The organism is Streptomyces sp. NPDC041940 (genome assembly GCF_055589465.1).
In genome coordinates, this window is the sequence record NZ_JBVJBP010000003.1 from 325,818 (window position 1) to 340,233 (window position 14,416).

The 14,416-nt window shown below is 71.6% G+C and carries 14 protein-coding genes; 3 read left to right on the top strand and 11 right to left on the bottom strand.

Annotated features, from left to right (window positions below):
- Positions 1-10: 10 nt before the first annotated feature.
- Positions 11-1,009 (bottom strand): LacI family DNA-binding transcriptional regulator, encoded by a 999-nt coding sequence (locus ACZ6I3_RS08765; protein WP_469412939.1) that lies wholly within the window; start codon positions 1,007-1,009, stop codon positions 11-13.
- Positions 1,010-1,237: 228 nt separating this feature from the next.
- Between ACZ6I3_RS08765 and ACZ6I3_RS08770 the strand changes: the two genes are divergently transcribed.
- The 3 genes from ACZ6I3_RS08770 to ACZ6I3_RS08780 all read left to right on the top strand — a co-directional run bounded on the left by ACZ6I3_RS08770 (position 1,238) and on the right by ACZ6I3_RS08780 (position 3,905).
- The gene (locus tag ACZ6I3_RS08770) at positions 1,238-2,074 is read left to right on the top strand and encodes an alpha/beta fold hydrolase (protein ID WP_391107904.1); all 837 of its coding nucleotides are present in this window, start codon (positions 1,238-1,240) and stop codon (positions 2,072-2,074) included.
- Between the two features lie 127 nt (positions 2,075-2,201).
- Positions 2,202-3,170 carry an AraC-like ligand-binding domain-containing protein gene (locus tag ACZ6I3_RS08775; protein WP_469412941.1) on the top strand — a complete coding sequence of 323 codons (969 nt, stop codon included), beginning with the start codon at positions 2,202-2,204 and terminating at the stop codon, positions 3,168-3,170.
- A 66-nt stretch (positions 3,171-3,236) separates the two neighbouring features.
- A complete protein-coding gene (locus tag ACZ6I3_RS08780) occupies positions 3,237-3,905 on the top strand; it encodes a DUF5701 family protein (protein ID WP_469412943.1) in 669 nt (222 codons plus the stop codon).
- A 25-nt stretch (positions 3,906-3,930) separates the two neighbouring features.
- Here the strand turns inward: ACZ6I3_RS08780 and ACZ6I3_RS08785 are convergent, their stop codons facing one another.
- The 10 genes from ACZ6I3_RS08785 to ACZ6I3_RS08830 all read right to left on the bottom strand — a co-directional run bounded on the left by ACZ6I3_RS08785 (position 3,931) and on the right by ACZ6I3_RS08830 (position 14,370).
- On the bottom strand, positions 3,931-6,273 hold the full coding sequence (locus tag ACZ6I3_RS08785) for a helix-turn-helix domain-containing protein (RefSeq protein ID WP_469412944.1): 2,343 nt from the start codon (positions 6,271-6,273) through the stop codon (positions 3,931-3,933).
- 40 nt (positions 6,274-6,313) lie between these two features.
- A complete protein-coding gene (locus ACZ6I3_RS08790) occupies positions 6,314-6,976 on the bottom strand; it encodes a hydrolase (protein WP_469412946.1) in 663 nt (220 codons plus the stop codon).
- Positions 6,977-7,125: 149 nt separating this feature from the next.
- Positions 7,126-7,656 carry a toxin-antitoxin system HicB family antitoxin gene (locus ACZ6I3_RS08795; protein WP_469412947.1) on the bottom strand — a complete coding sequence of 177 codons (531 nt, stop codon included), beginning with the start codon at positions 7,654-7,656 and terminating at the stop codon, positions 7,126-7,128.
- A 77-nt stretch (positions 7,657-7,733) separates the two neighbouring features.
- Entirely contained in the window at positions 7,734-8,936 is a 1,203-nt protein-coding gene (locus ACZ6I3_RS08800; protein WP_469412949.1) for an acyl-CoA dehydrogenase family protein, read from the bottom strand.
- Between the two features lies 1 nt (position 8,937).
- Positions 8,938-9,882, bottom strand: a complete 945-nt coding sequence (locus ACZ6I3_RS08805) for a 3-hydroxyacyl-CoA dehydrogenase NAD-binding domain-containing protein (protein ID WP_469412950.1) — start codon at positions 9,880-9,882, stop codon at positions 8,938-8,940.
- Positions 9,879-10,625: an acetoacetate decarboxylase gene (locus tag ACZ6I3_RS08810; RefSeq protein WP_469412953.1), complete on the bottom strand. Its 747-nt coding sequence runs from the start codon at positions 10,623-10,625 to the stop codon at positions 9,879-9,881. The genes ACZ6I3_RS08805 and ACZ6I3_RS08810 overlap by 4 nt, the downstream gene beginning before the upstream one ends.
- A 6-nt stretch (positions 10,626-10,631) precedes the next feature.
- Positions 10,632-11,408, bottom strand: a complete 777-nt coding sequence (locus ACZ6I3_RS08815) for a crotonase/enoyl-CoA hydratase family protein (RefSeq protein ID WP_469412955.1) — start codon at positions 11,406-11,408, stop codon at positions 10,632-10,634.
- A gap of 19 nt (positions 11,409-11,427) precedes the next feature.
- Entirely contained in the window at positions 11,428-12,597 is a 1,170-nt protein-coding gene (locus ACZ6I3_RS08820) for a CaiB/BaiF CoA transferase family protein (protein ID WP_469412957.1), read from the bottom strand.
- Positions 12,598-12,740: 143 nt separating this feature from the next.
- Entirely contained in the window at positions 12,741-13,652 is a 912-nt protein-coding gene (locus tag ACZ6I3_RS08825) for a LysR family transcriptional regulator (protein WP_469412959.1), read from the bottom strand.
- 40 nt (positions 13,653-13,692) lie between these two features.
- On the bottom strand, positions 13,693-14,370 hold the full coding sequence (locus ACZ6I3_RS08830) for a CGNR zinc finger domain-containing protein (RefSeq protein WP_469412961.1): 678 nt from the start codon (positions 14,368-14,370) through the stop codon (positions 13,693-13,695).
- Between the last annotated feature and the right edge of the window lie 46 nt (positions 14,371-14,416).

Here is a 14,416-nt window from a genome sequence, read left to right on the forward strand (position 1 = left end):
GCGGCCCGGTTCAGCGTTTCGTCAGTGCCGCCGTCGAACCGCGGACGACGAGGTGGGTCGGCAGTACCCGCTGCATCGGCTGCTCGCCCTGCACCTCGGGTGTCCTGAGGGTGCGGAACAGCAGGTCCACGGCGGCTCGCGCGGCGTGTGCCTTGGGTACCGAGACCGTGGTCAGCGGGGGTGCGGCCATGCCGGACAGGGCGATGTCGTCGCAGCCCACCACGCTCATGTCGTCCGGGACCCGGACCCCGCGCGCGGTGAGGCGGCTGATCAGCCCGAAGGCGACGATGTCGTTGAACGCGACCACCGCGGTCGCCCCACTGGCCAGCACCACGTCCGCCGCACCCGTGATGCCCCCGTCGAAGTGCGGGGCCACGCTGCCCACCCGCACGAGATCGATCGTGCCGCCCTGTGCCATCGCCTCGACCCCGGCCGCCCGCTCCCGCGCCTCCCACGTGCTGCGGGGGCCGCCCACGTAGGCGATCCGGCGGTGGCCGAGCGCGTGCAGATGCGTCAGGGCATCCGTCATCCCCTCGACCAGGTCGGCCGTGACACTCGGGAAGCCGGGCTCCCGGCGATGCAGCAGCACCACCGGCTTGGCGGTGAGCCGGCCCAGCGATCCCAGCTCCTCGTCGCTCAGCTGGGACGCGGTCAGCACGATGCCGTCCACCTGCGGCGCGAGCGTGCGGATGGCGTCCATCTCGAGGCCCTCGTCGCGCTCGGCGTCACTCACGATCAGCGAGTGACCGAGCCCCCGGGCCCGGGCCTGTGCGCCTTTGCAGGCCTCCGCGTAGAACGGGTTCAGCAGATCCGGCACGATCAGGCCCACCGCCCCGGTACGCCCGGTGATCAGCCCCCGGGCCGCGCGGTTCGGCTGGTAGCCGAGACGGTCGGCCGCCGCCTGCACCCGGTCCCGGGTGGCCGCGCTCACGGTCCCGTCCGGCGCCAGCGCCCGGGACACGGTGGAGGGGGAGACGCCTGCCGCCTGTGCGACCTCTCGAATTGTCACCTGCACGCCCCGAGATTTTCACTCCGTGCCATTCCCGTCAATGAGAAGGGCGGACCAGGCCCGTTTCCTGCGGAGTCATGACGGCAAACCTTTCCGCTCCTGTTGCAGACTGACGGGAGTGCGCGCCCGGTCAAGGAGTCGTGCGCTGCACGGCAACCGCCCGCCCGGCCACCGGCCTAGCGTGGCCGCATCCCTTCCACCCGCCCTCCCGAAACGAGGAAGCAGCGCATGCCGTACATCACCGTGGGCCAGGAGAACTCCACCGCCATCGACCTGTACTACGAGGACCACGGATCCGGGCAGCCGGTCGTCCTCATCCACGGCTTCCCGCTCGACGGGCACTCCTGGGAGCGGCAGAGCGCCGTACTGCTCGACGCCGGTTACCGCGTGATCACGTACGACCGGCGCGGCTTCGGGCAGTCCTCCCAGCCGACGACCGGCTACGACTACGACACCTTCGCGGCCGACCTGAACACCGTGATGGAGACCCTCGACCTGCGCGACGCCGTCCTCGTCGGCTTCTCGATGGGCACCGGCGAGGTCGCCCGGTACGTGTCGGCCCACGGCTCCGGCCGGGTCGCCAAGGTCGCCTTCCTCGCGTCGCTGGAGCCCTGCCTGCTCAAGTCGGACGACAACCCGGGCGGGGTCGCCCCGAAGGAGTTCTTCGACGAGATCGTCGCGGCCGTGAAGGCGGACCGGTACGCGTACTACACGAACTTCTACAACGACTTCTACAACCTCGACGAGAACCTCGGCACCAGGATCAGCGAGGAGGCTGTCCGCAACAGCTGGAACGTCGCCGCGGGCGGCGGCTTCTTCGCGGCGTCCGCCGCGCCCTCCACCTGGTACACCGACTTCCGGGCCGACATCCCGGCGATCGACGTGCCCGCCCTGATCCTGCACGGCACCGGCGACCGCATCCTGCCGGTGGACGGGACGGCGCGGCAGTTCCACAAGGCCCTCCCGGCCGCGGACTACGTGGAGATCGAGGGCGCCCCGCACGGTCTGCTCTGGACCCACGCGGAGGAGGTCAACGCGGCACTGCTCGCATTCCTGCAGAAGTGACCGAGCAGGAGTGATCGAATTCTTCCTCCGATTCTTCCTGGACGGCCCTCGGCCGGGGTGGTGACATCGTCAGGGACGGCAGCGGAACCGAGCTGCCGTCCCTTGACCGTGCCCGGAGGGGAATCAGGTGGCCGTCGTCCTTTGCACCGCGTCACTGTCGGCGGCCGACCGCGGGGAGCGCTGGCACCACGCCGTGTCACACACCTTCATCCCGCTCGATGTGCGCCTCCTCGAGAAGGACCCGTCACCCGGAAGGATCGTCAGCAACGAGCTGGGCTCCTTACGGATCGCGCACGTCCAGGCGGGCCCGCAGGTCGTGACGCGCAGCAGACGGCTGATCGCCAGGGACGGCAAGGAGTTCCTCATCCTCACCCTTCAGCAGCGAGGCAGCTCCATCAAAGAGCAGGACGGGAGGGAGGCCCGGATAGGCCCGGGTGACTTCTCCCTCTCGGACTCCTCCCGGCTGTTCCGCAAGAAGGTGCAGGACAGCTTCTCCTTCACCTCCTTCCACTTCCCTCGCGAGGATCTCCGCGTGCGGGACGACGATCTGCGGGCGATGACCGCCACGGCCTTCTCCGGCCGGGAGGGCGGTGCCGCGCTGGTGGCGACCTACTTCGCTCAGCTGGCCCGCGAAGCGGCCGGGTTCGACGCCGTCGCGGGCCGTCAGTTCGCCGCCACCGCGCTCGACCTGCTGGCGCTGCTGATCAACGAGCGCCGCGGCCGCTTCACCCCCCAGGCTCCGGAGACCGCCGCGGCCACCCTCGTGCGCGTCCAGGACCACATCCTGCGCCACCTCTCCGACCCCGGCCTGTCCCCGCCGGGGATCGCCGCCGCGCACTTCATGTCGGTCCGCTACCTGCACAAGCTGTTCCAGCTGGAGGGCGTCACGGTGGGGGAGTGGATCCGGACCCAGCGCCTCGAACGGTGCCGCAAGGACCTACTGCGGTCCCCGGCCCTGGGACACGGGGTCGCGACCGTCGCCCGGCGCTGGGGGTTCGTGAGCCCCAGCCACTTCAGCCGTGCCTTCCGGGCGGCCTACGGTGTGACGCCCCGCGAGTGGCAGCGAAGCGGCCTGTCCGGCCGATCCCCTGCCTGACCCCGGGAACGTACCGGCGGTTCGCCGCGTTGCCTCACTGTTCACGCCGCCGACCCAGGGAGCATCGTGCCCGAGACCACGCCAGGAACCACCGCCGTTCCGCCCGTACTCCCGGCCCTGAGCGCACAGGCAGAGCGACTGATCGAGTCGGGGGTCCACGAGATCGCCGGGCTGCCGGCCGCCGAGATCCGAACGTACGCCGCCGACGCCGAGGCCTCGCTGGGCAGCGAGGGCGCCCTGCTCGCCGTGCACCCGGACCGGGCCCCCGCCTCCGCTCTCGCGCCGCTGCTCCGCCGCGCGGGCAAGCCGGGCTTCGTCGTCGTCGACATGCCCGACGCCGACGAGTTCACCCCCACCGGCGTCGAGCTGCCCGACGCCCCGCTCTACGTCCTCACCGGCCTCGACCGCGGTGACCACATGAGCAACTGGAGCCCGGACGAGGCACTGCCCGCCCTCACCAAGGAGGACCGCACCCCGCTGCTGCTCACCGAGGGCATCCACTGGGTGCTCCAGCAACCGGCGGCCCTGGAGCGCAACCTGTGCTTCATGACCATCGGCTCCCGGCTGCGCAAGCCGAACGGCACGTTCGACGCCCGCACCCCGGCGATCTGGATCAGCAACGGCACCGGCCGCGACGGCCGCGAGCGCCGCGACGCCCCGAAGGTCGGCTGGTGCTGGTGGAACAACCGCCACACCTGGCTGGGCTTCGGCTCCGCCACGGGCCGCAAGCCCTAGCCTCCGGGCGGCGGCGACCCGGCCCTCACTGCACGAGCGGGCCGGCCGGTGCCGGCCGGCCCGTGGCCAGGGCGGCGAGACCCGCCTGGGCCTCGTCCCGTACGTCGGCGGGGACGCGGTCGACGAGGGCGAGCACGGCGCGGTACTCGGCGGCGGCCTCGGCCCTCTCGCCCAGGTGGGCGAGGGCCTGGCCCAGGTGGAGATGGACCTTGCCCGCCTGCTTGTGCCAGCCACGGGCGTCGAACTGCCCCCGTATGGAGCGCAGCGCGTCGGCCGCCTCCTGCCAGCGCCCCTGGCCGAGATGGACGAACGACACCGAGTAGACGGCGGACAGCAGGGTGAACTCCCGTACGTTGGGCGGGATCCGGTCCTGATGACGGGGATCCGCGAGGGTGTCCAGGATGCCCTGGTAGGTCTCGACCGCCGCCCGGGCCCGGCCCGCCCCGCGCAGCACCCTGATCACCCCGCAGGACACCTGCAGATACCCGGTGACGTCGTCCGCCTCGGTGAACAGCTCCAAGGCGCGGTGGTAGTGGTCGGCGGCGGGCGGCATGTCGCCGACGACGTCCCGCAGCCAGCCGAGATAGGCGTGGGCCCAGGCCTGCTGGAGGACGTTCCCGGCCGCTCCCGCCAGCCGCAGCGCGGCCGTGGCCGACTCCACCGCCTCGTCGTGCCGGCGGGCGCAGGCCCAGTACGCCCAGGCGAGGTAGTTGCGGTGGGTCGCCTCCAGACCGGCGTCGTCCAGTGCCGCCCCGGCCGTCGCGGCACGCTCGTAGACCTCGATCCAGTGGCCCCAGGACACCCAGTGGTCGGAGAACCAGTGCATGGCCTCCGCCACCTCGACGACCCGCGTGTGCTCACCCCGTGCCGCGGCCTCGCGGAACGCGGCCAGCCAGGTGTCGCCCTCCGCCTTGATCCAGCGCGCCGCCCGCTCACGGTCGTCTAGGGCGACCAGCCGGCCGGGGTCCGGCGCCGGCATGCCGTAGTCCGGCTCGTACCAGCGGCCCGCGAGGACGGCGGTCTCCAGCAGCCAGTGCCGCAGGCGGGACCGCGCGGCGAGCGACCTCTCCTCCCCGTCCTCCGATCGGTGACGGGAGGCCGCGTACAGCCGCAGCAGGTCGTGCAGGCGGTAGCGGTCCTGACGGGACGTCATCAGCAGCCCCGCCTCCAGCAGTTCCTCCAGGAGGTCCTCGGCGTCGGGCAGCGGGACATCCGCGAGCACCGCGGCCGGTGCCACGCTGAAGTCCCCTCCGGGTACGAGCGACAGCAGCCGGAACATCCGGGCGGCCTCGGGGGCGAGACGGGAGTAGGAGAGCGCGAAGGCGGAGTTGATCCGCAGGTCGCCCGCGCTGAGCGCGTCCAGCCTGTGGTCCTCGTCGGCGAGCCGGTCGGCGAGGCGCCGCAGGCTCCAGTTGGTGCGCGTGGCGGCCCAGTTGGCGGCCACCCTCAGGGCCAGCGGCAGATGACCGCACAGTTCGGTCACGACGTCCGCAGCGTCCGGCTCGGCGGCCACGCGCCCGGTGCCGACGACGGCCCGCAGCAGGGCGGCGGACTCCTGCCTGCTCAGTCCGCCGAGCTCGACGCGCCGTACCCCCTCCAGACCCGCGAGGGCCCGTCGGCTCGTCACCACCACGAGCAGCCGCCCCTCGCGCGGCAGCAGCGGCCTGACCTGGGCCTCGCCGCCCGCGTTGTCCAGGACCAGGACCGCGCGGAGCCCGGCGGTGATCTCCTGGTAGCGGGCGAGTCGCTCCTCGGCGCCGAGCCGGGCCAGCTCGGCGTCCCCCACGCCCCACGAGGCCAGCAGCCCGGACACGGCCTGCCCCGCGGAGAGGGGCTGCTCGTCCAGGCCCCGCATGTCCACCATGAACGCCCCGTCGGGGCAGGACGACGCCAGCTCCTCGGCCAGCCGGACCGCCAGCGTCGTCTTGCCGCTTCCGGGCGGGCCGCACACCACGGCCGCCGGCGGCACGAGCGGTCCCGGGCCACGAGCCGACCCGCTGTCGGTGGCCTCCTGCGCGAGGGCGCGCAGCACCGACAGTTCCGCCTGCCGCCCGACGAAGTCGCGAACCCCCCTCGGCAGCATGTGCGGCGAGGCCTTGACGGACCCGGCGGCCCGCGCGCCGGGACGGGCGGCGCGGGCGGCGCCCAGGAGTTCCGAATGCGCCGCCTCGTCCAGCTCCAGGCCCTGGGCGAGCGCGGTGACGGTGCCACGGTGCGGACGGCGGCTCTTGCCCCGCTCCATGTCACCGATGGCGCGCCCCGACACCCCGGAGGCCTCGGCCAGCTCCTCGATCGTCAGCCGCCTGCTCTGCCGTAACGCGCGCAGCAGCCGTCCGAACGGCGCCGCGGTCCCCACCCCGGTGTCCACCGCGCGATGATACGTGCGGCGGCCACCGGCTGGGCGGGCATCAGCCTGCGGCGTGGGTGCCGATGACGGCCTGCGCGTAGACGATGCCGAGGCCGTAGGCGCCGCCGTACTCCTTCACCACGTCCGTCACCGCGCCGTACGTCTCGGTGCGGGCCCAGTCGCGCTGCAGTTCCAGGAGCACCTGCACCCAGGTGACCGGGACGGCACCGGCCTGGACCATGCGCTGGACCGCGTGGTCGTGGGCCTGCGGGCTGACGCCGCCGGACGCGTCGGTGACGACGTAGACCTCGTAGCCCTGGGCGAGCGCGGAGAGCGCGGGCAGGACGACGCACACCTCGGTCCACAGACCCGCGATGACGAGCTTGCGCCGCCCGGTGGCCTTGACCGCCTCCACGAAGTCCCGGTCCTCCCAGGCGTTCATGGAGGTGCGGTCGACGGGCTTCCGCTCGGGGAAGACCTCCGCCAGCTGCGGCAGGAGCGGGCCGGAGAAGGACTCGGCGGCCACGGTGCTCAGCACCACCGGCACGTCGAAGGTCCGGGCGGCTCTGGCCAGACCGACGGTGGCGTTGATGATGGCGGTGCGGTCGCCGCTGCCGGTGCCGAAGAACATCTGCGGCTGGTGGTCCACGAACAGCACCGCGCAGTTGTCCGGGGTGAGCAGATCGGGGCTGGGGGTGGCGGTGACATCGGCGATGCTGACCATGGTTGCTGTCCTCCGGGGAGCGTGACTCCGGCTCGGATCTCGGCCGGTTCGCCCAACACGCTAGGCACGCCGGATCAGCGCCGGAGGGGTTCGGGGCCGCCCGTGCACGGAGGGGACAGCAGGGGTGCGCCCGGGGGCAACTTCCGGCGTCAGCGCACCCAGCCGGTGTAGCGGTTGCCGCTGCTCCGGGTCGGCTCGGTGGAGCGGGCCCGGACGTCGCCGCTCTCCACGGCCGCGTTCACGGCGCGCACCAGCCAGGCGTTGACCGACAGGCCCTCGCGTGCGGCGGCCTCCTCGGCGCGGCCCTTGAGGTGGGCGGGCAGGCGCAGGTTGATCCGCGCGGTGGTGCCGTCATCGGCGTCGGCGGGCACCGGGGCCGGCGCCGGGGCCCTCGGCGGCTCGGGACGCGTGTCCGGCTCCTCGAAACCGGCGCCCATCGGCGGCGGTGTCACGACGAAGGCGGGGTCGAGCCCGCGCAGCCGCACGTCGACCGAGCCGGGGGCGAGTTCGCGGGTGATCTCGTCCATGGCGGCGGACAGCACGTTCAGCAGTGTCAGGCGGGTCGCCGACTCCAGCGGAGCGGTCAGCCGCTCGGCCAGCTCGCGGGCGTCCTCCCCACCGGCTTCGGCAGCCACCGCGAGTTCCCGGCGGAGTGAGTCGACGTAGGGCGTGAGGTCCATGGCGGCATGATGGCATCAAGGTGGCGCCATGAGAAAACCCCAGGTCGAAGTACCTGGGGTTCATCGTTCTCACGGCCTCACACGAAGGCGCTCTGGCCGGTGATCGACTTGCCGACGATCAGGGTGTTCATCTCGCGGGTGCCCTCGAAGGAGTAGATGGCCTCGGCGTCGGCGAAGAACCGGGCGATGTCATGCTCCAGGAGGATCCCGTTGCCGCCGAAGATCTCCCGGCTCCAGGCCACGACCTCCCGCATCCGGGAGGTGACGAACGCCTTGGCCAGCGCGGAGTGTTCGTCACGGAAGATCCCGGCGTCCTGCAGCCGGGCGAGCTGCACCAGCATGCCCCAGGACGCCGTGATGTTGCCCAGGCTCTTCACCAGCAGGTCCTGCACCAGCTGGAAGCCGCCGATCGGGCGGCCGAACTGGCGGCGCTCCCGGGCGTAGTCCAGGGCGAGTTCGTAGGCGCCGACCATCACGCCCAGCGCCTGCCAGGCGACGCCGCCGCGGGTGGCGCGCAGGATCTCGGCGACGTCCCGGAAGGAGTTGATGTTCTGAAGGCGGTTCGCCTCCGGCACCCGTACGTCGGTCAGGGTGATCTCGGCGTTCTCCACGATCCGGAAGGCGATCTTGCCCTCGATCTTCACCGGCTCGAAGCCGGGCATGCCCTTCTCGACGACGAAGCCCTTGACGTGGTTGTCGTCGACGTCCCGGGCCCAGACCACGACGTAGTCGGCGAAGGTCGCGTTGCCGATCCACTTCTTGGCGCCGTTCAGGACCCAGCTGTCGCCCTCACGCCGGGCGGTGGTGCGCATGCCGCCCGCGACATCGGAGCCGCCGAGCGGCTCGGTCATGGCGAACGCGCCGATCTTGTCCATCGCGGCCATCTCCGGGAGCCAGCGGTCGCGCTGCTCCTGGTCGCCGCCCGAGTGGATCGAGTACATCGCCAGGCCGTTGTGGACGCCGAAGAACGTCGACACGGAGGCGTCGGTGCGGGTCATCTCCAGGGCGAGCATGCCGCTGAGGAGGTTGCTGACGGCGGGGCGGTGTTCGCCGTAGCCCTCGTAGGGCAGTCCGGCGAGGCCGCTGTCGCGGAACAGGGAGATGAGCTCGGTGGGGAACTCGCCCCTGGCCCAGTTCTCGTTCACCAGCGGCTTGACCTCGTCCCGCATGAGGGCGCGGGCCTTGAGGAGGATCTTGCGCTCCTCGTCCGGCAGCAGCGCCTCGTAGGTGTAGAAGTCGGCGGTCAGCTGGTCCTCGAGGGGTTCCATGGGGGTGGTCATCTCAGTTCTCCTCCTTGTCGGCGCTGTCCAGGGCTGACAGCACCGCGAGTTGCCTGCGGTCGCGCGTCTCGGTGAGTTCCGGGTACGTGGAGGAGCCGTAGGCCTTTTCCACGGCTTCGATGAGCCGTTCCTGTTCTTCCTTGTTCTGCGAAGGCGTGCCGAGCTCCATCTGCCGCATCGACGTGCCGATGTGCTCGACGAGGTGCCGGTAGCCGCCGGGGCCGCCGCCCAGGTGCGAGCCGAGGAACGGCCCGACCGTGGCCCAGCGCAGGCCCAGCGAGTTCGTCATCACCTTGTCGAGGTCCTCGGGGGTCACCACGCCCTGCTCGACGAGGTACACCGCCTCGCGGCTGAGCGCGTTCTGCAGCCGGTTCCCGACGAAACCGGGGATCTCCTTGCGCTCGACGACCGGGGTGCGGCCGACCGAGGTGTAGAAGTCCACCGCGTCCTGCACGGCGTCCTCGCCGGTGCGCTCCCCGGGCACGACCTCGACGAGCGGGACCAGGTGCGGAGGGTTGAAGGGGTGGCCGATCAGGACCCGGGCGGCGGCCTCGTCCGGCAGCTCACGCGTGAACGCGCTGGACGGGATCGCCGACGAGGAGCTGAGCAGCAGCGCGTGGTCGGGTGCCTCGCGGACCAGCGTGGCGAAGAGGTCCTGCTTGAACTCGACCCGCTCGGGGCCGTTCTCCTGGACGACGTCCGCGTCCTGGACCGCCTCGGCGACATCGGCCGCGATATGCACCCGGTCGGCGAGGCCCGTCACGTCCAGGCCGCGGGCGGCCAGCTGCGGGGCGTTGTGGTCCAAGGCCTCGGCCACGGCCTCGGCGAGGTCCGGCCGCGGGTCGGTCACCTTGACGGTCAGGCCGTGCGCGGCGAACAGCGTCGCCCAGGACAGTCCGATGGTCCCGGCGCCGATCACGGCGGCCGTGCGGAAGGCGCGGGTCATGACAGGGCTCCCTTCAGGTAGTCGTGGACCGGCTCGACGCCGGCGAGCGTCAGGTCGGTGAGGATGTGGCTGGCGGAGACGACCTCCAGGACCGGCAGGTCGGCCAGCGGGGCCAGCACGTGCTCGAAGAGCTGCAGCCGGGCGGGACCGGTCCAGGCCTCCTTGACGGTGAGGTCGGTGATGCGGGTGCGGACGAGTTCCTGCACACGCGGCAGACCGTCGTAGCCGGGAATGGTCTTGAGCATGTAGGTCGGCACGGTGATCTGCGCCGCCGCCTCGGCCCGGTCCAGCTCGTGGTGCTTGTAGCCCATGGTCGCGGTGGCGACCCGCAGGCTGCCGTGGTCGAGGGTGCCGACGAGCGCGCCGGTGTCGACGCGGAGCGCCGGGGAGCCCATGACCTTGGGGTAGGCGGAGACCTCGCGTCCGGAGGCCGTCGCCGGGAAGTTGTCGAGGTACATCGCGTGCAGGTACTCGCCCCGCTCGCCCTCGAAGCTGACGGGGATCGCCTGGCCGGCCTCGGTGTAGGGGCCGTAGCCGCTGACGTCGCCCATCTTCATGACCTCGAACCGGACCAGTGGCTCATCGATCCGCAGCGGCTCCGGGACGACCGCCCGCAGCGCCCCGGGGTCGGTGCGGTAGACGATGTTGAGGTACTCCCGGTCGGTGAACCGCGGGACGGTCGGCGCGAACGCCGGGCTGGTGAGCGGGGTGGTGACGTGCTGTCGTACGTCCTCGGCCTGCATGGCGCCTCACCGTCCCGTCCACTGCGCGGGGCGGCGCTCGGCGAAGGCCGTCATGCCCTCGCGGACGTCGGCGGAGGTCATCAGGGTCTTCATCTGCTCACGCTGGAAGGCGAAGGCCTCGGCGTCGGGCGCCCCGTCGGCGGCGCGGACGACGCGCTTGACGGTGGCGAGCGCCAGCGGGGCGTTCTCGGCGAGCCGCTCGGCCAGCCGGAGCGCCTCGGCGACGGCCTGCCCGTTGGCGGTGACCCGGTTGGCCAGGCCCAGTTCGCCGGCGCGGCGGCCGTCCACGGGCTCGCCGGTCAGTAGCAGTTCCATGGCGAGGTGGTGCGGGATGCGCTTGGGCAGCCGGATCACGCCGCCGCCCGCCGCGATCAGCCCGCGCTTGACCTCGGGCAGACCGAACCGGGCGTCCTCGGACGCGACGATCAGGTCGCAGGCCAGGGCCAGTTCGAAGCCGCCGCCCATGGCGAAGCCCTCCACGGCGGCGATCAGCGGCTTGGTGGGCTCCGACTCGGTCAGTCCGCCGAACCCGCGGCCCTCGATCTCGGGCGACTCGCCGCGCAGCGCCGCCTTGAGGTCCATACCGGCGCTGAAGGTGCCGCCCTCACCGGTCAGGACACCGGCCCGCAGCGCCGGGTCGGCCTCCAACTCGTCCAGCGCACCGGCCAGTCCGGTGGCCACCGCCGCGTTCACGGCGTTGCGGGCCTCGGGCCGGTCGAGGGTGATCAGCAGGGCGGAGCCGATGCGTTCGGTGCGCACGACGGGAGAAGTAGGGGTGCTCATGACTGTCCTCCTGTGGTGATCAGCGGGTGGTGGCGTCGAGTTCGGCGAAGACGTCCTCGGTGTCCTGGCCCGCGACCGGCGCGAGGCGGCGGATCGAGCCGGGGGTGGCGGAGAAGCGCAGCGGGATGCCGATGGTGCGGACCGTGCCCTCGGTCGGGTGCTCGGCGGTGTCGAGCAGGTGGCCGTCACGGACGTAGGGGTCGTCGTGGGCGCGGTCGAGTTCCAGCACCGGGGCCATCGGGATGCTGTGCTTGGCGCACACCTCGGCCCACTCCTCGGTGGTCAGCGCCGGGGCGCAGGCCGCCAGCAGTTCGGCCAGGTCCTCGTGGTCGGCGCTGTCGATGGCGTCGCCGTTCACACGCGGGTCCTCGGCGAGGTCGGGGCGTCCGGCGGCGGTGAAGAAGTCCCGGTAGTTGGGCGGGTTGTACGGCATGACACAGGCCAGACCGTCCTTGGTGCGTACTGCCTTGTGGCCCTTCAGCATCGACAGCGCGAAGCCGGTGGGGCCGGTCTCGGGCACGTGGGTGTGCCCTGCGAGGTGCTCGACCAGGTTGAACGCGAGCAGGGTGTCGGTCATCGGGATCTCGATGAGCTGGCCCTGGCCGGTGTTGTTCCGGTGCAGCAGGGCGGCCAGCACGCTGTAGGCGATGGTCAGCGAGGAGACCTTGTCACCGATGATGGTCGGCAGGTAGACGGGCTCGCCGAGTGCCCGGTCGGCGATGTCGACCAGGCCGGAGGCGGCCTGCACGGTCTCGTCGTACGCGGCGTTGCCGGCCCGGTCCGAGTCGCTGCGGAAGCCCTGGGCGTGCGCGTAGACGAGGCCGGGGTTACGGGCGGCGATGTCGTCGTGGGAGAGGCCGAGGCGGTGCAGGGCGCCGGGGCGCATGTTGGTGATCAGCACGTCCGCGGTGTCGATCAGCCGCAGTGCGCGCTCGCGGTCGGTGTCGTCCTTGAGGTTGAGGGCGACGCTGCGCTTGTTGCGGTTGACGTTGAGGTTCAGCGGGGTCATGCCCGGAGTGGTCTTGTAGTGACCCACGCGGACGGTGTCGGCCGGCGACTCGATCTTGATCACGTCGGCGCCGAGGTCGCCGAGGATCTGGGCGGCGTACGGGCCCATCACCACGGTCGAGAGGTCGATCACGCGCACGCCGTCCAGAGGACCGGCGGTGGTGTCCGTGATTTCCGTCATCGTTACCTTCACTCCTAGCTTCGCCGCATGTGTGTATCTGGAAACTAAGTTAGCAAGGGCTGGTCCGGAACGGAATGACCAAATAACGAAAGGCGGTATGACCGCAGTGGTCATACCGCCTTTTTTGGGGGGTTCTCAAGAATTCATGCGTGCAGCGGCTCGGCGAATACCTCGCGAGCCGCTGCGACGACTTCTTCCAGGTCGCCGCCGTCTGCTCGGTCCTTGCGCCAGAAAAGGCCGGTCTCCAGCATCGGGTGGAAATCGGAGAAGGGAATCACCGTCACATTGTCCAGACGGTAATTCTGTACGGGGCTTCTGGAATCCAGCATGGAAACGGAGAATGCCAGTCCGCTGGCCACGATCTCGGAAACTCCGTCGAAAGTGACACTGCTCAGTTCGATCCGCTTCTTGATGCCGAGATCGGACAGTTGCTGGTCGAGCCCGCGGAAATACGCGTTGGTCACGGCCGTGGGGGAGCCCGCGTAGGCGAGTTCGGCCAGCTCCGCCAGCGCGACCGACTCCCGCCCCGGGAACCGGTCCCTGGGCACGACCGCGCCGAGCCGCTCCGACATCACCGGCAGCTGTTCCAGGGCGGGGTCGCCGCCGACCGGGAGCCGGGCCAGCGTCAGCGCGAGCCGGCCGTCGCACACCGCGTCGACCAGTCGGTCGGTGCCGCCAGGCCAGCGTTTGATCTCGAACCGCTCGCCGACCCGCTCGGCGAGGGCGTCCATCCGTTCGCGCAGGTCCGGATGGATGCCGCTGGGAACGCCGAGCAGCAACGTGGTCCGCTGCGGCCGGGCCGTCTCGTCCAGCCGCCACCGGATGGAATCGACCTGCTCCAGAACGCCGCGCGCGATCGGCAGCAGCGCCGTGCCGGCCGGAGTGAGCCGCACCCGATGCGTGTCGCGGTCGAACAGCCGGTGCCCGAGTTCGCTCTCGAGATCCTTGACCCGCCGGCTCAGCGGGGACGCCGCCATGTGCAGTTTGCGGGCCGCGGTGGAGAAGTTCAGTTCTTGGGCGACGGCGACGAAATAACGCAGGTGTAGGAGCTCCACCCGGCCCACCCTAGCGACCGCGTATCCGGATGACGGGGCCTCACCCGCCCTCCGGGTGCGTCCCGGGCGCGGAATCCTCGGCCCCGGACCCGCCCCCGCCCCCGGCCCGGGTCCGGCGTGCGTAGGCGCGGGCCGCGCGTGCGCGGTCGCCGCAGCGTGTCGAGCACCAGTGGCGGCGGCCGTGCCGCAGCAGGTAGCGGCCGCAGGGCGGTGAGCCGCAGGCGGTGAGCCGCTCGGCGTCGGGCCCGGTGAGCAGGTCGGCGGCGTCGGCGGCGAGGGTCGCGAGGGCGTGGTCGACGATCTCGGTGGTGGGGTGCGGGGGAGTGCGGTAGGGGCCGTTCTCCTCGTCCCACTGGAGCAGTGCGGCGGTGGGCACCTTGGTCATGGCGTCATTGACGGCGGAGAGGGCGGCGGGCAGGGCCGGTGAGGCCTCGACGCGGGAGGCGAGCAACGACCTGATCTGTTCGCGCAGCGACCGCAGTTGTGCCGTGCACATCTCCCGGAGGCCCGCTTCCACGGGGGCGAGGCCCTGGTCCGCCAGCCACTGGTTCGCCTGCTCCGGTGTGCCGAGGAAGTCGGTGAACCTGCCGCCGGGCGACGCGATGACGCTGTTGGCGAAGGCGAGGGCCGCGTACTGCTCCTCGCCGGGCGCGGGGGGCACGGCGGGTTCGACGAATCCGGCGGGCTCGGCGGCGGCGTTCACATCCATGGCTCTCATGGTACGGCTATCCCCTATCCGTGAGAAGCGTGCTACCGTCTCTCAC

What these genes read in the sequence shown, in the direction of transcription:
- ACZ6I3_RS08810 (WP_469412953.1), bottom strand. Translation starts at nt 10,625, where the DNA reads ATGCAGGCCGAGGACGTACGACAGCACGTCACCACCCCGCTCACCAGC.
- ACZ6I3_RS08795 (WP_469412947.1), bottom strand. Translation starts at nt 7,656, where the DNA reads ATGGACCTCACGCCCTACGTCGACTCACTCCGCCGGGAACTCGCGGTG.
- ACZ6I3_RS08815 (WP_469412955.1), bottom strand. Translation starts at nt 11,408, where the DNA reads ATGAGCACCCCTACTTCTCCCGTCGTGCGCACCGAACGCATCGGCTCC.
- ACZ6I3_RS08790 (WP_469412946.1), bottom strand. Translation starts at nt 6,976, where the DNA reads ATGGTCAGCATCGCCGATGTCACCGCCACCCCCAGCCCCGATCTGCTC.
- ACZ6I3_RS08805 (WP_469412950.1), bottom strand. Translation starts at nt 9,882, where the DNA reads ATGACCCGCGCCTTCCGCACGGCCGCCGTGATCGGCGCCGGGACCATC.
- ACZ6I3_RS08800 (WP_469412949.1), bottom strand. Translation starts at nt 8,936, where the DNA reads ATGACCACCCCCATGGAACCCCTCGAGGACCAGCTGACCGCCGACTTC.
- ACZ6I3_RS08820 (WP_469412957.1), bottom strand. Translation starts at nt 12,597, where the DNA reads ATGACGGAAATCACGGACACCACCGCCGGTCCTCTGGACGGCGTGCGC.
- ACZ6I3_RS08770 (WP_391107904.1), top strand. Translation starts at nt 1,238, where the DNA reads ATGCCGTACATCACCGTGGGCCAGGAGAACTCCACCGCCATCGACCTG.
- ACZ6I3_RS08830 (WP_469412961.1), bottom strand. Translation starts at nt 14,370, where the DNA reads ATGAGAGCCATGGATGTGAACGCCGCCGCCGAGCCCGCCGGATTCGTC.